The organism is Enterococcus sp. AZ048 (genome assembly GCF_051715125.1).
In the GTDB taxonomy this organism is placed as follows: domain Bacteria; phylum Bacillota; class Bacilli; order Lactobacillales; family Enterococcaceae; genus Enterococcus_A; species Enterococcus_A gilvus.
In genome coordinates this window covers 2,718,371-2,739,384 of record NZ_JBIOTD010000001.1, presented here as the reverse complement: position 1 = coordinate 2,739,384, position 21,014 = coordinate 2,718,371, and the positions used below count along the sequence as shown (strand labels likewise).

Below are 21,014 nucleotides of genomic sequence, written 5' to 3'. Positions count from 1 at the left end.
AGGTTTATAACGGATTCTTTCCAATATTAGTGATAAATGCCTTTAAACAAGCGGTTTTAAATCTTTAAAAATAACTACGATCGATTTTTTTGTGAAAAAGCACGTAGAAAAGAAGTTGTTTAAAATATTATTTGTGCAGGTGGGGAAGGTCATTCCGTTGAAAAATAAGAATTCTGAGCGTTCAGTTTTTGCTGGGGGAAGATTCTTCTATATAAAGGGAGAAATCGTTGAAACGGTGGCGCAGGCAGTGGAGGAAGAATAGAGAGAGGGGCTCGTACTTGAAAAAATTAAGTCTTATTTGTTTAGTGATCGTCTATTTTTTTTATGGGAATTCGGCCTTTGCTTCAGAAGCCGCCGTTTCGGTGTCGATCGATACGAAGCGCGCTGGAGAATTCGTTGCTGGAACGGAAGCGCTCACCTTTGATGTATACGATTTGACCGAGTGGTGTCAAAAAAACAATCAAAGCGAAAAGAAGAGCAAGCAATTTTGGCTGGATCAGTATCAAAATAAACAACAATTCCAACGGGTCATCCAACAGGCGGCGTTAACCAAAGTAAATGAGCGCCCTTTAGCTGTTGGCTCTGACGGGCTTATGCAAGCAGCGCTTCCTTATCATCAGCAAGGGAAGCCGGCCGTTTATTTATTTTCAGCTTTGGGGGAAACGGGGAACCAAGAGTTTCTGCCACTGGTTTTGTTTCTGCCGACAGAGTGTCCGGCGGCAACGGTGTATCTGTATGGAAAATACCAAACGGCTGCGCTGCCAGAAGAAAGGATCGAAGAATCACCCAATCGCGAGAATAAGCCATCTACAACGGCATCATTGCCTCAAACAAACGAGCGCCTTAGTAATTTTCTGTATAGCGGAATCCTGCTAACGCTGGCTGGAGGCGGTGGCTTGGCTTATCAAAAACAAAAAAACAGGAGGAAAAATAAATGAAAAGAAAGAAAATAGTTAGGGTTGTCGCAGCGATCGTGTGTCTGCTTCCGCTGATCGCCGGAGTGTTTGGGTTTGGGGGCGCCGTACAGGCCGCTGCTGAAGGAAAAGTGGATGTCACACTTCACAAGAAAAAAATGGACCAATTCCCAACGAATCCAGTAGAGAATACAGGGAAGGAAATGGCCGAATTTGAGCAATACGAAGGTCTGGCTGAAGTCACCTTTGAGGCGTGGGACATCACCACTGATTTTTACACACAATTGAATAAACTCGTAGCGCCGAATGCGTCGAAGGACGTATACGAGGCGGCTGTGAAGGATTTAATGAAGAACTTTAAATTGAACAAGGACGCAGCCGTATCAAAGGGTTCTGAAACTACGGATAAATTGGGCTTGGCTACTTTTGCTGATTTGGATAAGCGGACAACAGAGGGAACGTACAAGGTCTACCTGTTTGAAGAAACCGACAGTAAAGGCGCGACGGCTTCGGCGGTACCATTGATTTTAGTATTGCCTGTTGTCGATGAAGCGGGTGAGAATACGGATATCCATTTGTATCCAAAAAACAAGATCAAAGGTGAGATCGACAAAGAGCTTGTGGACGAAGACGGGAAGGAATTGACGGGGAAAGATCGCTACGATTATGAAGTAGGCAAAAAAATCTACTACCATGCGAGCTTTACGATCCCGAGCCAAATTGGTGAGATTCTTGACTCAGAGGGCAGTTTGCAGACACGTTACACGAAATTGCAATTCAAGGATGAGGTGTCACAAAATGGCGTGAAATTTGAAGGGATCGAACGAATCTCGATCGCGGATAAAACAGACGATATCAAAGCGGCCTTCCTCTCTCACGGAACAGCGAGCTATACGAGCACTGCGGCTCCTTACAATGAAAAAGCAGGATTCACGATCGATATGAATTTGTCTGACGCGAAAAGCGATGGAGATGCTGCTAAGTTTGCTTCATCGAAGGAGACAGCGGAGTATCTGAAGCCCTTTGGCGGAAAGACACTGCATATTTATTACGCGATCTCCTTTACGGATAAAACGCCTGTCGACGTTGACATCAATAATAACTTCTCCGTTGAGCTGACCCATGATGGACAAACAGAAACGGACGACCATACAACCGTACCGCCTGTCGTTACTGGCGGTAAGAAATTCATGAAGCATGAATCCGAAAAAGAGAAGCAAGGATTGGATGGCGCTAAATTCGTTGTTATCAAAAAAGAAGATGGAAAAGACTACTATTTAACGAATAAAAATGACCAAATGATCTGGACAGAAGTTGGAGAAACAGAAGATTTCGCGACAGCGACACACTATACGTCCGAAAATGGCGGACATCTGCAAGTGTCGGGTCTAGCGTTTGGTACCTACTATTTACGTGAGATCGAGGCACCGAAAGGCTTCCAATTGTTGGAGACGGATAAGGAGTTCATTGTAGAGAAAGGGTCCTTTGACGATGCAGCGACCTTGCCGATCGCCAACGTGTCAAAAGGCGGCTTCTTGCCTTCAACAGGTGGAACAGGGATCATTGCCTTTTTAGTGATCGGAGCAGCATTGATGACAGGAGCATTTATCAAGTATCGCCAGATAAATCACGCATAAAACCAATAAAAACGAAAAAACAAGAGCGAAACGGTTCTTGTTTTTTTGTTTTTTGAAAAAAAATGGGTAAGAAGAAAAAATGATTTTTAAGGTGAAAGTTGGTTGGTAATTGCTCATTTTTCATAGAAAATACAATTAATTTAAGGATATTAATCTACTTTTTTGCTGTTTTAGCGGGTGTTTAGGCACTCGTTTTTCAGCGTTCAGAAAAAGGTCATTTTGAAATCATATATTTTGAATGATTTTGACCGAAAATTGCTTTTATCGTTTTTTTATACTATTATTTGTGAATAACACAAAAATATTTCTTGTATTTTCTCTTTCTATTATTGGGAAAACGGACTATTTTTGAGAAAATAGCCTTGAATCAATCTATTAATAAAGGAGGATTCCAATTTTTTAGCAAAAGAGTAAAAATCCGAAACGGGCTGTCTGAAGCAGTATCCAATAAGGGGAAACGCAGGATTTTACTTGTGAAGACATTCTTTTGAGAGGAGAATGATCATGGATTTTCGTGGGGTTTTAGGGACAAGCAACAAACGACGATTGGCGTTGCTGGAGCAGCTTTATTATCGTCGGGAAGGGTGGTCGAGTGATCAGCTTTTGAGTGAATTGAATTGTTCGCTGCCGATCTTGTTGAATGACATCGAGATGATCAACGAGGAGTACCCCAGTTTCCAGATTACGAAAACGAAGGGACTTTATCGGCTAGAGGTGGACAAGAAAGTCAGTTTGGGAAATTTGTATGCCAATATTTTGAACACGAGCCCTGAATTTCAGATCATCGAGGAATTGCTGTATGAGGAATGTGAAAATATCACGGCTTTAGGGAAAAAGCTGTACCTTAGTTCCTCAAACACGCAGCGTTATCTTAAAAAGATCGAAGAGGCGTTGTCAGAGGCGGGGATAGAATTGTGCTATCGGCCCTTACGCGTCGAGGGAAATGAAGGGGAGATTCGAAATTTTTATTACCGCTTTTACAGTGAACGGCAAGATGCGTTTGAAAGCACACTGCCGAAGCTGCCTGCGAAGCACTATCACGTGATCGAGCAGTACGTACAGGAATTTGTTTCGATCAATCAGATCCACGAAAAGTACGTCTTTCAAAAGCGCTTGATCTACAATTTCTATATCAGTATCTGGCGGGTCAAAAATGGTCATCGGTATCCGGTCGATCACTTGCGGACAGAAGGCTTGGAGTTGCCGAAAGGCCCGTATTATCAGCACTTGAAGCAGGCGGTCCATGAGGGCGCGGAGGTCGAGCTGTCGCCGGAGCTGGTTCGCGACGGGCTGTGGCTGCTCTTTTCGGATTCGGTCGTATTCAGCAGTCCTCATCGTGCGCTTGCAATGTCAGACAATGAAAAGTATCAGCAATTATTCAGTCGTCACTATGAATTGGTGGGGGCGTACAACAAAATGCTAGGGTACCGCTTGGACAAGCAAAGCCGGATCAATCTGGCGACCGTCTTGTCGAATGAATTTTACCTTTATGATCCGGCAGGGCAGTATGTTTGCTTACTATGGCGCAATCGAACGGTGTTTTTATCAGAGGTATCGAAGGTTTACAGTCGCGGCGTGGAACGGGTAAAGAAACTCGTTCAGCGATTTACGGAAAAATACCAGATGTATCAAGAAGAAGATTTTTTGCGGAACTATACATACTTATTGGTGACGACAGAAGAGCGAAGCATGGAATGGCTGGCGAACCAAGAGCCGTTGCTGCAGGTGCTGCTGCTGTCTGATCTAACGCCAACAGAGGAAAGCTTTTTGGCCAAGCAAATTTCAGACGCTATATATGGAAATTTTATCATTCTGCATTTTGAAACATTATCCGGGGGAAACCCGCAGCTGCGCAATGAATTGAAAAATTATGATTGTTTGATCACGACGGGTTCGGCGGAAGGATTGCCACAGGACTATCCAGTGGTAGTGATCGATCCCTTTTTAACAAGGCAGAGTACGCGGTGGATACAGGAGATGATCACCGAGCTGGAGGAAAAACGAAGCCTTCTTTCTGTGATAGAATAGAAGCGAAAGAAGGTCGACTATGAACAGTATGGAGAAAATCAATCAATTTCGCGATGCCCGCAATTGGCGCCCGTTCCATAATGAAAAGGATCTTGCGCTGTCTATCTGCTTAGAAGCAGCCGAATTATTGGAGCTGTTTCAATGGAAGGATTCTGAAGAAGCCCGGACGCAAACCGAGCGGCTGAAAGAGGAATTGGCAGATGTGCTGATCTATTCTTATATGATGGCAGACAATCTAGACTTTGATATTGACGAGATCATCAGCGAAAAACTAAAGAAAAACGCGATCAAATACCCAGTGGAGAACGCGTAAAAAAGAGGTGCCCGTATGCAGCGGCACCTCTTTTTTATTCATGCAATTCTAGCGGCAGACCGTCAGGATCAAAGAAGAAGGTCATTTTCTCGCCAGTGAAATCATCGGTGCGCAACGGTTCGCAGACGACCCCTTCACTAGCCAAATAAGCCACTGTCGCTTCGATGTCCTCGGTTTTGAAGGCAAGATGACGCAAGCCGGCCGCTTCTGGGAAGCTTGGGCGTTTCGGCGGATCTTGAACAGCAAAAAGCTCCAATTCCGCGTCCTTCAATTGCAGATCCAGCTTGTAGTCGTGCCGTTCAGGCCGGTAATGTTCCCGCAGGATCGGCAGACCGAGAATATCGACGTAAAAGTGGCGGGCTTTTTGATAATCAGACACAATGATCGCCACATGATGGATCGCAGAAAAATCGGGTTTCGACATAGGCGTCTCCTTTCTTTTTTTCGTTGGCTATAAGCGTCGCTTCGACGTGCTCGAAGGCTTCTCCTCCATTATAAGCTAGTTGCTTTAAAAAAAGTATGTTATACTCTAACCAATTGAAGAGAAACATTTGGGGTGCTGTATTGCTGAGATTATACCCATGGAACCTGATGCAGTTAAGACTGTCGCAGGGAAATGTAGCGAATTTACGACGTGCACCCGACCATTTTCTTTTGGTTGGGTTTTTCTGTCTTTTTGTACACCCTCCTTTTGTTTCTTGAAAAAAAGGAGGGTATTTGCCGTGGAAAAAAATAAAATCCATAAATTGACGCTTTTAGCATTGATGATCGCACTGGATGTCGTCTTGTCACCGTTGATGCGGATCGAGGGCATGGCGCCGATGTCTAGTGTGATGAACATCCTCGCGGGTGTTTTATTGGGTCCCTTTTATGGCACTATGATGGCGCTGGTATGCGGATTGATTCGCATGATGCTGTTGGGGATTCCCCCTTTAGCGCTGACAGGAGCGGTATTTGGGGCGTTCTTTGCTGGGTTGTTTTATCGTTTCGGAAAAAAGGTGTATTGGTCGATGCTGGGGGAAATAGTTGGCACCGGGATCATAGGCTCGTTGCTGTCGTACCCCGTAATGGTCTGGTTCACGGGCAGTCAAAGCGACTTGTACTGGCTGATCTACACGCCGAGGTTTTTAGGCGCGACGATGATCGGCGCTGCGATCGCCTTTGTTGTGCTGGTGAAGTTAAAGGAGACAACGATTTTCAAACGGTGGCAGCGGTTATTTGCCAATGAAAGGATGATTGGATGATCAAACGAAAAGTCTCAAACGTATTTCCTTTGAAGCGTGCTCCGTTAGTCCATTGTATTACAAATGAGGTCACCTGTGAGACGGTGGCGAATGCACTGCTTTATGTGGGAGCGAAACCGATCATGGCGGCTGATCCAAGAGAGTTTGACGCCTTGTTTCAGCAGACGGACAGTCTGCTGCTGAACATCGGACATTTGTCGGAGCAGCGCGCAGCAAGTCTGGCGGCGGCAGCGGCAAGTGCAAGAAAGCAGGAAAAACCGACCGTCGTGGACCTTGTGGGTTTTGGCATCAGCGAGCTGCGGAATGGTGTCGGGCGGCAGCTAGCCGCAGAAAACCCAACGGTCGTAAAGGGCAATATTTCGGAGCTGCGAAACTTTTGCCAGCTTTCAAGTCATGCCCGCGGAGTGGATGGCAGCGCGCTGGATCAAGGAGAAGAAGCATTAGAAGAATTGGCCGAAGCGTTGCAGCGAGCGACGAAAGCGTACCCGCAAACCACTTTCTTGGCGACTGGTAGTCAAGACATTCTCGTGGACCAACAGCGAACATGGCGGTTGACGAACGGAGTTCCTGAGCTGGATCGGTTTACGGGCACGGGGGACGTGGTGGGGGCGTTGATCGCGGCTTTGTTGGGAAGCGGTGTGGACACGCCTGAAGCCGTCATCGCAGCGGTCAGTTACTTCAATCTTTGCGGAGAGCAGGCAGCCGATGGGAAGGGCTTAGCTGCTTTTCGACAGGAAACACTGAACCAGCTTTCGTTACAAATGGAAAAAGAATGGTGGAGGGAGATCAAAGGATGGGAAAAGCAATGGATCTAACGTTGTACTTGGTGACTGGGCATTATGATTTCAGCGACACGAAATTTTTAGCGGTGGTGGAAGAGGCCTGTAAGAATGGCGTGACCCTTGTTCAATTGCGGGAGAAGGAATTACTGACGGGGGCATTTTATGACTTGGCGTTAAAGGTCAAAGCAGTCACCGACGCGTATCAGGTTCCGTTGATCATCAACGATCGGGTGGATATTTGTCTAGCCGTTGACGCAGCGGGGGTACACATCGGGGATGATGAGCTGCCGGTGGCGGTCGTTCGATCGCTGATCGGTCCGGAAAAAATCTTAGGTGTTTCAGCGAAGACGGTGGCGCGGGGAGTGGAAGCGGAACAGGCAGGCGCAGATTATTTAGGGATCGGGGCGATTTTTCCAACGAAGACCAAGGAGACACCGCTGACGGGATTGGAAACAGTGAAAGCGATCAATGACGCAACAACGGTCCCAAGTGTGGCGATCGGCGGGATCAAGGAAGGCAATTTGGCGGCTGTTGGCGGAACAGGGGTCGCGGGTGTCTCCATCGTAAGCGACATTATGTTAGCGGAGGCTGTCGGACAGAAAGTCCGTCGTCTGAAACAAAAAATCACGGATGTATTGGAGGAAGAAAAATGATCAATGCAACACCGCAAGTCGTAACGATCGCCGGTTCGGATTCTGGCGGCGGCGCAGGCGTGCAGGCAGACCTTAAAACCTTTCAAGCCCGCAACGCTTTCGGGATGAGCATTTTCGTGGCTCTGACCGCGCAAAATACGTATGGCGTACAAAACAGCATGGCGATCCCAAGTGCGTTCATCGAAGATCAATTTGATTCATTGGCGGCAGATTTTGCGATCGGTGCCGCGAAGACAGGGATGCTGGCGGATGTGGAACGGGTAGAGACTGTCGTAAAAAAACTGAAGCAAGTCGATTTTGGCCCCTTGATCGTTGATCCGGTGATGGTGGCAAAAGGCGGCCATCATTTGCTGCAAAGCGATGCGGTAAAAACGATCAATGAACAATTATTGCCGCTGGCGACGATCGTGACGCCGAATTTGCCTGAGGCAGAGGTGATCATTGGTGAACGGATCGTGACCGATCAGGAAATGGTTGCTGCTGCGAAGAAGCTGCAGGCTTTCGGGACGGAGAATGTCGTCGTCAAGGGTGGTCATAGCCAGAAGAAAGAAGCGGCGGATTTTGTTCTGCTGGCATCGGGAGACGCCTTTTGGATGAGTGCACCAAGGGTGGAAACAGCGAGCACCCACGGCACAGGGGATACCTTCTCCGCCTGTATCGCGGCAGAGCTGGCAAAGGGGACGGAGCTGAAGGAAGCGATCCTCATCGGAAAGAGATTTATTCAGGCGGTCATTCGTCAGCCGATTTTTGTCGGACACGGTCATGGCCCAACGAATCATTGGGCGGAAATCACAGAATCTATTTCAATTCAGAACGCCCTTGTTTAGAAAAAGGACTATCTTAGTAAAGGCCTGTTGTCAGAACTTTTCTGGCAACGGGCTTTTTTTATTCCTGTCACCAAATGGTTAAAATAGCGATCTTTGAGGCAAAGATTTATAATTGAAGATGAGGAATTCATGGGTGAAGAAATAAATGCAATGCTGGAAGGACTAGAAAATCAGTATTTAAAGAAAAGAGGGAACATATGCGTGTAGTGATTGTAGGAGGCTCCTTTGGCGGTGTCCAAGCGGCAGTGGAAATAAAGCGGAGGGCGCCAGAAACAGAGGTCCTAGTGATTGAAAAGCAAACAGAATTGGGCTTCGTGCCCGGCAGCTTAGCACTGATTTTACAGGGAAAAGCGGCCTCTGTAGACGAATTGCGCTGGATCACACGAGCGGAATTAGAGGCGCAGGGGATTCACGTAAGAACGGGTGTCTCTTGTACTGGTCTTTTGCCAGACCATCAAATCCAGTTGTCGACTGGCGAAGCGATCGGGTTTGATCGGCTGGTGATCGCGACCGGTTCGCGGCAATCGTTTCAACAAGAAGAGGTGCCGTCAGCCAGAATCAAAACCTGTAAGACCGAGCAGGATGTAACGGACATTCTCACGCAGCTGGAGGAGCTGGAGACAGTCGCGATCGTCGGTGGCGGACACGTCGGCTTAGAGCTTGCGGATGCTTTTGCACAAACCGATAAGCAGATTCATTTGTTTGAGAGTGACACGATGCTGATGGGGCACTATTTTGATGAAGAAATGATCCAGCCCCTCGAGACGGCGATCCGCCAGTCCGCCGTCCACCTCCATATGGGCACCTTTGTAGAATCAATGGAGGAAACCAGTGAGGGGCACGTCCGACTCTTTTTTGAGGAATCGGATATGGCTGTTGATTTGGTCGTGTTGGCCAATAGTACGCGTCCCGACAATCACATTTGGCAGGTATTGGACCGCAACGACGACGGCACGCTGAAAGTGAACGCCTATTTGCAAACCTCCGATTCGAACATTTATGCGATCGGAGATACCATCAAAGTAAGGTTCCAATTGACGGGGGAAGAACTCTACGTGTCGTTGGTCACGAACGCGCTTCGGACAGCGAGCATCGCCAGTCAGAACATCCTTGGAACGCCGGAAGAAGATCCTGGAACCGTGCGAGTGAGCGGCAATCAATGGTTTGGCTATTTTGTCGGCAGTGCCGGTTTGCTTGAAAAAGAAGCCTTATTGTATCCTGAAGAAATCCAGATAGCGCAGGTCGACGTGCCGGTGGCGGCTGTTTCAAAGGAAAAGATGAAGCTGAAGGTGATTTGGGATGCAGAGACAGAGGTGTTGCTAGGCGTACAGCTCGTTTCAAAATGGATGGATTTCGCCTTACTCGATCTATTCGCGCTAGCGATCCAACAGCAGCAAACGATTCATGAATTTCAAGTGAAGGAACGCTTCTTCCATCCAGCTTTTCGTGCGCCGTTACTGGGATTCTCTGGTTTAGGGGAGAAGTAGGATGAGGATGGAACAATTATTGGATAAGAATCAACAAGTGCAATTGTCGATCCTCCATCATCTAGTCTTATCTGGCGGCAGGCTGTCTGCGAATGCGTTGGCGGAAGCGATCCATTTGTCAAAATCTAGCTTGGATCAGTATAGCCAAGAGCTCTCCTACTTAGGAAAAGAGTTAAACATGGGCTTCTCGCTTACGAAAGAGGGCGCTACGCTGGTGCTGGTCTTAGAAAGAAGAACGACGCTTGAGGGGATCACGGCCATGATGGTAAGAGACAGCTTTAAATTCCAATTGTTGGAATACATGCTGCTGCATCGAACGTTCACGATCCCGCAGATCACACAGGAATTTGCGACAAGCGAATCCTCCGTGTTTCGTAAATTTCGCGAGCTGAATGAGGTGCTTGCGGAGTTTCATGTTCGGATAAAAAATGGCCGTTTGCAGGGGGAAGAATTACAGATTCGGTATTTCTACTTTCAAATCTATAGCTATTTTCCAGTTAGGATGCGGCCTCGTTTCCTCGTTGCATCCGATCAGAATCAACTGTTCTTCCGGGGGCTTGAGCGTGCGCTAGAGACGGAATTTTCTGCTGAGTCCAAAAGCGAGATCGCCTGCTGGCTAGGGATCAGCTTGAAGCGCATGTCTGCTAAGAAAACACAGCAGACACGGCTGAAAACAACGTATCGGCTCTTTCAAAAGGACGCGCTGTTTCAACGCATCGAGCCGTTGATCCGCCTATACAACAGCCGCAGTTCCTTTGAATTGAACCAGTATGAACCGATGATGTTTTACAGCTTTTTGGTGTCCTTTGCGATTTTGGATGAAGAGACGTTTTACCGGTATGAATTGCAGCGGAGCAAAAAGCTGCTGCCGGCTCTTTTAGATATGTACATCCGTGAGATGATCCTCGTCCATTATCGACCAAGGCGATTGTCCATTCAGCAGGAGAAAGCGGTAGGTTATCAGCTTTCCCAGATCAACAACCGCATCTATTTCTTTCAAGGCTATCTCCCGCGGTACGAGCCTGAGCGTCTGCTTGCGCGGCAGCGAGAAAAACTAGGCATTGAGCGAAGCCGATTGTTAGATATGCTTCAGGAAACAGCTCGTAATTTTTTGGAGCCGGCGAAGGCACAAGACACCTTGCTTACACAGGCCTTGCTGATCGATTACGCGAGTATCCTGTCGATGATCGATTTTTACATCGCCAAGGAAGTCATTGTGGGGATTGATCTGGAGGCATTGCCGGTGTACCGTATTTCTTATTATCATTATTTGTTTTCAGAATTGCGTCCGATCCCGGGGATTCAAGTAGAACAACTGCGTGAGGGAACGACGTATGATTTGATTGTTAGTACCCGAGATGGAGAAGACCCTTCTGAGGCGATCCATTATTGCCTGTCCGAATTTGAATCTGCCTATGATCTTGACCAAATAAAGCAACTGATCGAGCAATTGAAAAAAGCGAAAAATTGATGGAGCGGTTCCTTAGGGAGCTGCTTTTTTGATGAAAGAAAAAAATTTTGGCTTTCTGGATTCTTTGATATAACGGAGTTTTGGAGCGAAACTGCCACTAAAACGTGAAATCGCTTTAATAATTGACTGTTTTCAATGCAGAATGCACGTTAGGATAAGTCCATAAAGAAAGCGATTGCAAGAAAGCTTTAGTACAAGGAGGACCAATCAAAATGACTGAAAAACAACAATACATTATGGCGATCGACCAAGGGACAACGAGTTCACGAGCAATTATCTATGATAAGTTTGGGCATCAGGTGGCAAGCTCGCAAAAGGAATTTACGCAATATTTTCCAACAGAGGGCTGGGTGGAACACGATGCCAATGAAATTTGGAATTCTGTTCAATCTGTAATCGCAGGGGCATTCATCGATTCAGGTATCAAGCCGGATCAAGTTGCGGGGATCGGGATCACGAACCAGCGGGAAACAACGGTTATCTGGGAAAAAGATACCGGCCGCCCAATCTATCATGCGGTAGTTTGGCAGTCGCGGCAATCCGCGCAAATCGCGGATCAGTTAAAGGCTGACGGGTACGAGGAAATGATCCATCAAAAGACCGGCTTAGTCGTCGATGCGTATTTCTCCGCAACGAAAATCCGATGGATCTTGGATCAGGTAGAAGGCGCACAGGAACGAGCAGAACAGGGCGAGCTGCTTTTCGGAACGATCGATAGCTGGCTTGTTTGGAAATTGACAGATGGCGGTGCGCACGTGACGGATTATTCCAATGCCAGCCGGACGATGCTTTACAACATCCACGAGCTGACTTGGGACCAAGAAATTTTAGATCTGCTGAATATCCCCAACGAGCTTTTGCCGAAGGTAACCTCAAATTCTGAGATTTACGGCTACACACAAGGTTATCATTTCTTCGGCAGCGAAGCACCGATCTCAGGAATGGCTGGGGACCAGCAAGCCGCATTGTTTGGTCAAATGGCTTTTGAGCCTGGGATGGTCAAGAATACCTATGGCACAGGGTCCTTTATCGTGATGAACACAGGTGAGAAGCCGCAATTATCAAAAAATAATTTATTGACAACGATTGGCTATGGGATCAACGGCAAAGTGTATTACGCCTTAGAAGGAAGTATTTTCGTTGCTGGTTCATCCATTCAATGGCTGAGGGATGGCTTGAAAATGTTGAAAAAGGCGAGTGATTCGGAAGATGCTGCCAAACGCTCCACCAACCAAGACGAAGTGTATATCGTCCCAGCGTTTGTGGGTCTAGGCGCACCTTATTGGGATCAAAACGCTCGCGGAGCGATGTTCGGATTGACCCGGGGGACGACGAAAGAAGATCTGATCAAAGCAACCCTTCAATCCATCGCCTATCAAGTGCGGGACATCGTGGATACGATGCAGGAAGATACCGGCATCCAGATTCCAGTATTGAAGGTAGACGGCGGGGCAGCGAACAATGAATATTTGATGCAATTTCAATCAGACATATTAGATGTACCGATCCAACGTGCAGCAAATCTTGAGACGACGGCTTTAGGAGCTGCCTTCTTGGCGGGATTGGCGGTAGGCTACTGGAAGGACATGGACGAAATCAGAGAATTTTATGAGGCTGGGAAGATTTTTGAGGCGGAGATGGCACCTGAACGCCGTCAAAAATTGTACGCCGGTTGGAAGAAAGCAGTAAAAGCGACCCAAGTATTTGAATAAAAGTGAGGAGTGAACGAAATGTCATTTTCAAAAGCAACGCGTAAAGAAAGTATTCAAGTCCTTAAAAAGGAAGAAATGGATCTATTGATCATCGGCGGCGGCATCACAGGTGCGGGCGTCGCGATCCAAGCAGCCGCAGCCGGAATGAAGACCGGACTGATCGAAATGCAGGATTTTTCAGAGGGAACCTCTTCCCGCTCCACGAAGCTGGTCCACGGCGGTATTCGCTATTTGAAGAACTTTGATGTAGAAGTGGTCGCAGATACGGTCACGGAACGAGCGATCGTTCAAGGGATCGCTCCGCATATTCCGAAACCTGATCCCATGCTTTTGCCTATCTATAATGACGAAGGACCCACGACCTTCAGCATGTTCTCAGTCAAAGTCGCTATGGACATCTACGATCAATTAGCCAATGTGAAGGGAACCAACTTTGAAAATTACACATTGACCCCGGAAGAAGTATTGGAGAGAGAACCCTTCATCAAGAAGGAAGGGCTTCAAGGCGCGGGCGTGTATTTGGACTTTCGGAACAACGACGCACGGTTGGTGATCGAAAATATTAAGCAAGCCGCTTCCGATGGCGGTCACATGGTCAGCAAAATGAAAGCAGTCGGCTTCCTCTATGAAGGGGATAAGATCATCGGCGTCAAAGCGCGTGATTTGTTGACGGGCGAAACGATCGAGATCCATGCAAAATTAGTGATCAACACAAGCGGGCCATGGGTCGACAAAGTTCGCAACATGAATTTTACGCAGCCTATCTTGCCTAAAATGCGTCCAACAAAAGGCGTTCATTTAGTGGTCGATGCAAAGAGATTACCCGTTCCTCAGCCGACCTATTTTGATACAGCTCAAAATGATGGTCGCATGGTGTTTGCGATCCCGCGGGAAAACAAAACTTATTTTGGGACGACGGACACGGATTACCAAGGAGATTATGTCGATCCGAAGGTCACGCAAGAAGACGTGGATTATTTACTGACAGTCATCAACCACCGTTATCCTGAAGCCAAGCTGACGCTCCAAGATATCGAGAGCAGCTGGGCAGGACTGCGGCCATTGCTGATCGGAAATGCTGGATCAGACTACAATGGCGGCGACAACGGCAATATCTCGACCCAAAGCTTCCAACAAGCCGTGGACGTAGTGACGGATTATAAAGATGGCAAAGCGACCCGAGATGAAGTAGAGGATGTCTTGAACAACCTTGAAAGCAGTCGTGCAGAAAAACGGTTGGCGCCTTCTTCGGTTTCACGCGGCAGTTCTTTGGAGCAGGCACCCGATGGCATGATCACTTTATCAGGAGGGAAAATCACGGATTATCGTAAAATGGCAGCCGGTGCCATCGAGTTGATCCGCAAGCTCTTGCAGGAAGACTACGACTTGACCTTTAAAGAAGTGGATTCAAAAACCTATGCCGTTTCCGGTGGGGATTTTGATCCGACCAAAGTAGCTGAAATGGTGGTTGAACAAGCCAAAATCGGCGTTGCTGCAGGTCTTTCAGAGGAAGAGGCCGCGTATATCGCTGATTTTTACGGCACGAACGCCAGCAAGATCTTCCAGTTGGCAAAAGAAATGGACGCGTATCCGGGAATGAGTCTGGCTGAATCGGCACGTTTGCGCTATGGCATGGAAGAAGAAATGGTCTTAACTCCCGTAGATTATTTATTGCGTCGGACCAATCATCTTTTATTTGAAAGAGATACGGTAGATGCTCTGCGTCAACCAGTCCTTGATGCGATGGCCGCCTACTTCGAATGGGAAGAAGCGGAAAAAGCAGAGGTCGCTGCACAATTGGCTGCGGCGATCGACGAATCAGATCTGACCCAGCTAAAGACAGGAGGAAACAACTAAATGAGCGGTGATATGACACAGGTAATGGGTGAATTTATCGGCACGATGATCTTAGTCTTATTAGGTGACGGTGTCTGTGCAGCGGTAAATCTGAATAAGAGTAAGGCGCAGGCTTCCGGTTGGATCGTGATTGCGATGGGCTGGGGAATGGCGGTAATGATGGGGGCGTATATCTCCGGCTTCATGGGGCCCGCACACTTGAATCCAGCAGTTACTTTGGCGATGGCGCTGAATGGTTCGATTTCTTATAGCTTAGTAGTTCCCTTTATCGTCGCGCAAATGGCGGGTGCTTTTGTCGGCGCCGCACTTGTCTGGCTGGCGTATTTGCCTCATTGGGAAGCCACGAAGGATCAGGCAGCGATTTTAGGAACCTTTGCGACGGGACCTGCGATCCGCCGGTATCCCGCAAACTTAATAACAGAAATCATTGGTACGTTTGTCTTGGTCTTAGGACTGTTTGCATTCACACAAACATCATTCGCACCTGGAACGAATATCTTTGCCGTAGCCGGACTTATCTTGGCACTCGGTCTTTCCTTGGGAGGACCAACAGGCTATGCGATCAATCCAGCCAGAGATTTAGGTCCTCGCTTGGCCCACGCTATTTTGCCGATCGCCAATAAAGGAACCTCCGATTGGCACTATGCATGGGTACCTGTCGTAGGTCCTATGATCGGCGGAATCATCGCCTATGGTGTTTTCCAATTGATGGTTTAAAAAAATAGACCCACGCTGCTTTTTGCGGCGCGGGTCTATTTTTTTGTGCCGTCGTGTAAAAGAGGAACGGCTTTTTAGTTGGCCTTCAAGCAAACATCCTGCCCCTGATCTTGCAGGTGAGCGACATGGTGCTCGCCCCAACTGCATAGGCTGTCTAAAATATCGGAGAGGCTGCGGCCATATTCACTCAAGGAATAGTCCACTTTTGGCGGGACCTGCTGATACACTTTCCGATCGATGATGTTGTCCTCTTCTAATTCACGAAGCTGCTGTGTCAGCATTTTTTGACTGATCCCTGTGATGCTCCGTTTCAAATCACTGGGACGCATCGGTCCGTGGCGTAGGTTGCAAAGGATGATGGGCTTCCATTTGCCGCCGATGACATCCATTGTTGCTTCTACACCGATCATATATGCACGATTCTCCAAAAAAATTCCTCCTAAAAAACGTTGATACTATCCAAAAGTTACAAAAAGGTACCTATAGTACAAAAAAGTGGGTACTTATCAAAAGATCATCAACAGTATATAGTATCTTCTCGTAGCTTACAAATATTTTTTGATGTCTGGTTTCACGAACGCGCGTCAGTGCTTTGCCAGTGCGGAAGACTTCGTAAAACCTTTCTGAGGAGGAACAAAATGGAAAAGAAAATTTCACCAAACTTCACGTTATTAGCCCTCGCGATCAACGCTTTTGCGATCGGCTCAACCGAATTTATCAGCGTCGGCCTGTTGCCGATGATCGTCAATAGCTTCCATGTGACCTTGGCGCAAGCAGGGCTGACGGTCTCCCTTTACGCGCTAGGCGTGACGATCGGTGCGCCGCTGCTCACCGTTTTAACAGGGAAATGGAATCGCCGCAGCTTGATGCTGGGGATCATGCTGTTGTTCATCAGCGGGAATGTGTTAGCCGCGTTTGCACCGACCTTTACGATATTATTATTGGGGCGTATTTTAGCTGCGTTGGCACACGGGATCTTTATGTCGGTATCAACCGTGATCGCTGCCGATGTCGTTGAACCTTCACGGCGGGCAAGTGCGATCGCCATCATGTTTACTGGCTTGACTGTAGCGACTGTAACAGGGGTGCCTTTGGGAACCTTTATTGGACAGCAAACAAGCTGGAATATGTCCTTTCTCTTTATCGCGGCAATCGGCCTGATCGGTTTGATCGCCAGCAGTTTCTTGGTACCGCGTCATTTACCTATTCCTGGTAAAGTCGATTTGAAGGGGTTTGCTCGGATCTTTACGAATAAACCGTTGGTGATGTCTTTCTTGATCACAGCCTTTGGATACGGCGGTACGTTTGCGGCGTACACGTACCTATCCCCGGTTTTAGAAGGCTTTGGTTTTTCTGCGAGTGCCGTTGTGATTATTCTGATCGTTTATGGTGTGATGGTGGCGATCGGCAATACCGTCGGCGGACATTTCGCGAATGAAAAGCCCCTCGCGTCATTGATCAAGATGTTTGGCCTTTTGATGATAGCTTTGGTCTTTTTGTTTGTGACGATCGTGATTGGCAACAACCTTTTAGGCTTGTTCGCAGCATTGCTTTTAGGGTTGTTCGCGTTCATGAACGTTCCAGGCCTGCAATTGTACGTCGTGCAGTTAGCGGAAAAATATGTGCCTCAAGATATCACGCTGGCATCTGCTTTGAACATTGCCGCCTTCAATATCGGGATCACCTTAGGCTCAACGATCGGTGCGCAAGTCACCGGCAGCATGGGGATCGCCTATACCCCGATTTTTGGTGCAGGGATCGTTTTACTGGCGATTCTATTGATCTTCCAAGTGAAAAAAAGCGAATCCCCAGTGACCATAAGTCAAGGGACAGAATGTGAAGAATAAGCAAAAGCCGTGACGTTTGAGTCACGGCTTCTTTGCTAGTTGTTTTTCCAAACGTGGGCCAAGAGATCCTTCAATACAAGGAAGGCTTCTTGGTCGTTGTAGCCATAATCCTTTTTCAAACGGTGAAGCAGGTCGATCAGTTTCGGAACATAATCATTCAAATCAACGGTCTTTTGATAGGTTCCCAGGATCGGGTATTTCTCCGACCATACCGACGTCCAGTCGATTTTTTGCTGCTTCTCTTCACTGGTCTTTGCGATCACTTCTTTGATGTCGTTCAAATCAGGATCAAATTCAATCAATTCATCTAAGGAAACTTTATAGATGGCGGCCAGCTTTTTCGATTGATTGATGTCCGGCAGTGTCTCATCCAGCTCCCATTTCGAGATGGTTTGTCTGCTGACACCAAGGCGTTCTGCGACGTCCTCTTGAGAAAGGCTTTGCTTCTTGCGAGCGGTAAAAAAATTTGTTCCTAATGTCATAGGTGCTCCCTCCAAACGTGATACCTTCAGTTTAACAGGATAAAACAGAAAAACGAGCGAACCTTCATTGAAGATTCGCCCGTTTTCTTTCCATTGATTTAATCGACTGCTGGTTCATTGCGGAAATGAAGGACGCACGCGATAAGCACGAGGACTAACAAAGCCAATAAGAAAAGCAGAGAAATCTGTGAGCCAGTCACGGTCGCGGCGATAAAGTCCGGTTGCGATTGTTGTGCCAAATTGATGATGGTGGCAACGATCGCTGTAGCCACTGCACCAGAAAATTGCTGAAGGGTATTGAACAGCGTATTGCCGTCGCCATAGGCTTCTTCTGAGAGAAGATTCATTCCCGTCGTCATCAAATTACTATAGGAAAAACCGATACCGATCATATAAAAGACGTGCCCGGCAACAAATCCAAGGAGCAGCGGAGAACGTAACAAGACGGTCAAAATGATCCAACCGATCGTAGCGAAGCTCAAGCCAAGCAGGATCGGTTTTTTCGGACCAAAGGTATCAAGAACACGGCCTGAGATAGGGGCCAAAAGCGCGCCAACAGCTGCACCGGGCATCATTACAAGTCCTGCGATAAAGGCATCTTTGCCTAAAACGATCTGAATGAAGTTTGGCAAGACAAAGGAGATCCCCAATAGCAAGAACTGACAGACTAAAAAGCCGCATAAAAATAAAACAAACACACGGTTCTTCAATACGTCGATCCTTACCAGCGGATTTTTCCCTCGTGTTGCTTGTCGGTAAAAAATCACTAGTCCGACAAGACCGATCGCTAACGAAAGGAGACTGGTCAGGCTGCCGATTTGATTCAAGAACATCAGCAGACCGCTGAAGAGCAGTGCCACACCGATCAGACTGACAAAATCCAATGTGCCCCGCTTTTTGACGGGCATCTCAGGAATCGCATAAAGTCCGATAACCAATGAAATCGCCAATACCGGCAACAGGAATAAGAAAATCGAATGCCACGAAAGACTCGCAGTCATGATCCCTCCATACGTCGGGCCGATCGCTGGCGCGATGGACGTGGTCAATGTTCCCACCCCCATCATAGTCCCGCGCTTGTGCATAGGCGTGAAATTCAAAATAATATGGAACATCAAGGGCAAAGCAATTCCCGTGCTGACCCCTTGGAATAGACGTCCAATCAATAAAATACTGTAGGAAGGCGACCAGAGATCAATCATTAATCCTGCAATAAAAAAAAGATTGGCAACGATAAATAATTTCCGAATCGAAAAATTCTTCAATAAATAATTGGAAAAAGGCACCATGATGGAGATCACTAGGAGATAGATCGTCGTGACCCACTGCACCATACCGGTAGAGATGCCGAACTGCTTGATCAGTGTCGGGAACGTGACGTTCATGGCAGTCTCGATCAGCACACCGGCAAAGGACATGATCCCTGTGGCAAGGACCGCTAACAACAAATGGATTTTCTTTTCTTTCATGTAATAACCTCACTTTATTTCGATAGATAACACGCCCTACGACGACCGCGGGATGTAGGGATTTGGCTGGGGAGCGCTGTCCCTCGTTTGCAGGATGTATTTTGATAGGGCCAATGAATACCGACACGTTGGGAAAAGCAGAAAAATACGCTTCGTTTCGCCCCGCCTACGATCCAACTAAACGGCTCAGTATGTTAGCTAGCATTCGCAACGAAAAAGCATCCACTTTCATGGACTCCTGCAAAAAGTTGGACTCGCAGCTAATTCGTCAAAAGGAGTGTTCTTTTTTCAAAACCCGAAAAAAGAACTGTTGATCCTCATCACGCCTATCATTCTGCTAGACATCACGTATTAGGATGTTGCGTATCAATGCAGAAGATCGACCTCGCATTAGAATCCTGCAAAAAGCAGAACTGACAAAAAAAGAGAGGGGGTTTCTAAATTAATAGAAACCGCCTCTCTCTCGACACGTCGTGCGTGTTATCTGTACGATTTATTCACAAGGAGCATTGTAAAGCTTTTTATATCGAAGGTCAAGCTTATCGTTGGATCAAAAAGCTGATGATCGCGAACAATGCGATGTGTGCGGGATAGAAAATGTAAAAGAAATTGCGCATTCCGCGGCCTTTTTCACCAGTGTATAAAATGATTGGGATAGCGGCTAGCAGCATCATCCATTGGTAGTTGAAGGTGAAGGCGTATTGAATACCGCCGCCAAAAATCAGCGTGATCATCGCAATGATGATCAATGATGCCACTTGCAGAGCTTTCTTTCCGTGGAACAGGTAGAACAATACGGCTAGCAGAACCAACAAGACGCCGCCTTCTGTCAGCATCACTGTTGGGACGATCATGGTGAAGAGTTGGAAAAACAGCATGCCCCATTTTGATTCAAAAAGAGTCCCGCTAGATAACAGCATCAGTGTAAAGACACTTAGAAGCGTCGGAACAAGGAACCAAAGGAGCCCTTTTCCAATATTTCTCTTTTTAAAATACTCACAGGCTTGCATGTAGACTGTGCCTAGGAAGATCGTGCCGAAGATATTATTGATGACGATCGCGTCGCCAACAGTAAAGAAATGGTTCAAGATTTGATTGATGATCCCCATCAACCAGTAGCCTGCTAATAAACGGAACATATATTTTTTACGATTGCTTGTGTGAACGAATCCTTCTGAACTTTCAAATAAGAACAACGGTGCGGCGATCCGTCCGATCCAATGGAACCACATGGGAATACCTAAAAACAGGAAAAATTCCGCAAGGTGATCGATCACCATCGTTACGACCCCGATAACTTTCAACTGAAAACCAGTCATACCTTTGTGCATTAAAAAACCCCTCTCTTTCAATAATCTCACTTTATCGAAAAAAAACGTGGATCACCATGTTTTGAACGAACAATCAACTTACAAAAATGAGAGAGAAAGTGTCAGAAAATTCTATAAACTTATTGACAATTAAAAGAACCTCCGTTATGATTACAATCATAAATTAATTTAAATGCCATTTAAATTTAATTTTAAAAAGGAGAATTTCTATGAACGCGACGACTACGAAGCAAATGATCATTA

Annotated in this window: 19 protein-coding genes and 1 riboswitch; of the genes, 14 read left to right on the top strand and 5 right to left on the bottom strand. The window is 47.0% G+C overall.

The genetic code is table 11. The features are described 5' to 3' along the window. Nucleotides 1–278: 278 nt before the first annotated feature. From IGI66_RS13430 to IGI66_RS13415, 4 genes are all read left to right on the top strand, one after another. Nucleotides 279–938, top strand: a complete 660-nt coding sequence (locus IGI66_RS13430; protein ID WP_438849242.1) for a pilin N-terminal domain-containing protein — start codon at nucleotides 279–281, stop codon at nucleotides 936–938. Continuing rightward, the gene (locus IGI66_RS13425) at nucleotides 935–2,551 is read left to right on the top strand and encodes a SpaH/EbpB family LPXTG-anchored major pilin (RefSeq protein ID WP_438849241.1); all 1,617 of its coding nucleotides are present in this window, start codon (nucleotides 935–937) and stop codon (nucleotides 2,549–2,551) included. Before IGI66_RS13430 ends, IGI66_RS13425 begins: the two co-directional genes overlap by 4 nt. Nucleotides 2,552–3,055: 504 nt before the next feature. Continuing rightward, nucleotides 3,056–4,579, top strand: coding sequence for a helix-turn-helix domain-containing protein (locus tag IGI66_RS13420; RefSeq protein ID WP_316406979.1), 1,524 nt, complete (start codon nucleotides 3,056–3,058; stop codon nucleotides 4,577–4,579). A gap of 19 nt (nucleotides 4,580–4,598) precedes the next feature. Further along, a complete protein-coding gene (locus tag IGI66_RS13415) occupies nucleotides 4,599–4,892 on the top strand; it encodes a nucleotide pyrophosphohydrolase (RefSeq protein ID WP_288226942.1) in 294 nt (97 codons plus the stop codon). 34 nt (nucleotides 4,893–4,926) lie between these two features. Here the strand turns inward: IGI66_RS13415 and gloA2 are convergent, their stop codons facing one another. Beyond that, nucleotides 4,927–5,316: an SMU1112c/YaeR family gloxylase I-like metalloprotein gene (gloA2, locus tag IGI66_RS13410; RefSeq protein WP_114525138.1), complete on the bottom strand. Its 390-nt coding sequence runs from the start codon at nucleotides 5,314–5,316 to the stop codon at nucleotides 4,927–4,929. A 118-nt stretch (nucleotides 5,317–5,434) separates the two neighbouring features. Then, nucleotides 5,435–5,524, top strand: a riboswitch (TPP riboswitch). Between the two features lie 90 nt (nucleotides 5,525–5,614). Here gloA2 and thiW point away from each other — a divergent pair. The 9 genes from thiW (at nucleotide 5,615) to IGI66_RS13365 (ending at nucleotide 15,642) form a co-directional block, all read left to right on the top strand. Further along, the gene (thiW, locus tag IGI66_RS13405) at nucleotides 5,615–6,136 is read left to right on the top strand and encodes an energy coupling factor transporter S component ThiW (RefSeq protein WP_438849240.1); all 522 of its coding nucleotides are present in this window, start codon (nucleotides 5,615–5,617) and stop codon (nucleotides 6,134–6,136) included. Next, nucleotides 6,133–6,951, top strand: a complete 819-nt coding sequence (locus IGI66_RS13400; protein WP_438849239.1) for a hydroxyethylthiazole kinase — start codon at nucleotides 6,133–6,135, stop codon at nucleotides 6,949–6,951. Before thiW ends, IGI66_RS13400 begins: the two co-directional genes overlap by 4 nt. Further along, the gene (gene thiE / locus IGI66_RS13395) at nucleotides 6,930–7,571 is read left to right on the top strand and encodes a thiamine phosphate synthase (RefSeq protein ID WP_438849238.1); all 642 of its coding nucleotides are present in this window, start codon (nucleotides 6,930–6,932) and stop codon (nucleotides 7,569–7,571) included. Before IGI66_RS13400 ends, thiE begins: the two co-directional genes overlap by 22 nt. Beyond that, entirely contained in the window at nucleotides 7,568–8,398 is an 831-nt protein-coding gene (gene thiD, locus IGI66_RS13390; protein WP_438849237.1) for a bifunctional hydroxymethylpyrimidine kinase/phosphomethylpyrimidine kinase, read from the top strand. Before thiE ends, thiD begins: the two co-directional genes overlap by 4 nt. A 197-nt stretch (nucleotides 8,399–8,595) precedes the next feature. Further along, a complete protein-coding gene (locus IGI66_RS13385; RefSeq protein ID WP_438849236.1) occupies nucleotides 8,596–9,885 on the top strand; it encodes an FAD-dependent oxidoreductase in 1,290 nt (429 codons plus the stop codon). Between the two features lie 7 nt (nucleotides 9,886–9,892). Continuing rightward, nucleotides 9,893–11,356: a helix-turn-helix domain-containing protein gene (locus IGI66_RS13380; protein ID WP_438849235.1), complete on the top strand. Its 1,464-nt coding sequence runs from the start codon at nucleotides 9,893–9,895 to the stop codon at nucleotides 11,354–11,356. A gap of 212 nt (nucleotides 11,357–11,568) precedes the next feature. Continuing rightward, nucleotides 11,569–13,068: a glycerol kinase GlpK gene (gene glpK, locus IGI66_RS13375; RefSeq protein ID WP_086306276.1), complete on the top strand. Its 1,500-nt coding sequence runs from the start codon at nucleotides 11,569–11,571 to the stop codon at nucleotides 13,066–13,068. A gap of 18 nt (nucleotides 13,069–13,086) precedes the next feature. Continuing rightward, nucleotides 13,087–14,925 carry a type 1 glycerol-3-phosphate oxidase gene (gene glpO / locus IGI66_RS13370; RefSeq protein ID WP_438849234.1) on the top strand — a complete coding sequence of 613 codons (1,839 nt, stop codon included), beginning with the start codon at nucleotides 13,087–13,089 and terminating at the stop codon, nucleotides 14,923–14,925. Further along, nucleotides 14,926–15,642, top strand: coding sequence for an MIP/aquaporin family protein (locus IGI66_RS13365; protein WP_010779421.1), 717 nt, complete (start codon nucleotides 14,926–14,928; stop codon nucleotides 15,640–15,642). Nucleotides 15,643–15,716: 74 nt separating this feature from the next. On the opposite strand, the gene IGI66_RS13360 is transcribed toward IGI66_RS13365, so the two are convergent. Beyond that, complete coding sequence (locus IGI66_RS13360) at nucleotides 15,717–16,070, bottom strand: winged helix-turn-helix transcriptional regulator (protein ID WP_010779422.1); 354 nt, start codon at nucleotides 16,068–16,070, stop codon at nucleotides 15,717–15,719. Between the two features lie 210 nt (nucleotides 16,071–16,280). On the opposite strand from IGI66_RS13360, the gene IGI66_RS13355 reads away from it, so the two are divergent. Then, on the top strand, nucleotides 16,281–17,489 hold the full coding sequence (locus IGI66_RS13355; protein WP_438849233.1) for an MFS transporter: 1,209 nt from the start codon (nucleotides 16,281–16,283) through the stop codon (nucleotides 17,487–17,489). Between the two features lie 35 nt (nucleotides 17,490–17,524). On the opposite strand, the gene IGI66_RS13350 is transcribed toward IGI66_RS13355, so the two are convergent. From IGI66_RS13350 to IGI66_RS13340, 3 genes are all read right to left on the bottom strand, one after another. Beyond that, entirely contained in the window at nucleotides 17,525–17,971 is a 447-nt protein-coding gene (locus tag IGI66_RS13350; protein ID WP_086306279.1) for a helix-turn-helix transcriptional regulator, read from the bottom strand. A gap of 98 nt (nucleotides 17,972–18,069) precedes the next feature. Then, nucleotides 18,070–19,440: an MFS transporter gene (locus tag IGI66_RS13345; protein ID WP_438849232.1), complete on the bottom strand. Its 1,371-nt coding sequence runs from the start codon at nucleotides 19,438–19,440 to the stop codon at nucleotides 18,070–18,072. A 539-nt stretch (nucleotides 19,441–19,979) separates the two neighbouring features. Next, a complete protein-coding gene (locus IGI66_RS13340; RefSeq protein WP_301516536.1) occupies nucleotides 19,980–20,771 on the bottom strand; it encodes a TraX family protein in 792 nt (263 codons plus the stop codon). Between the last annotated feature and the right edge of the window lie 243 nt (nucleotides 20,772–21,014).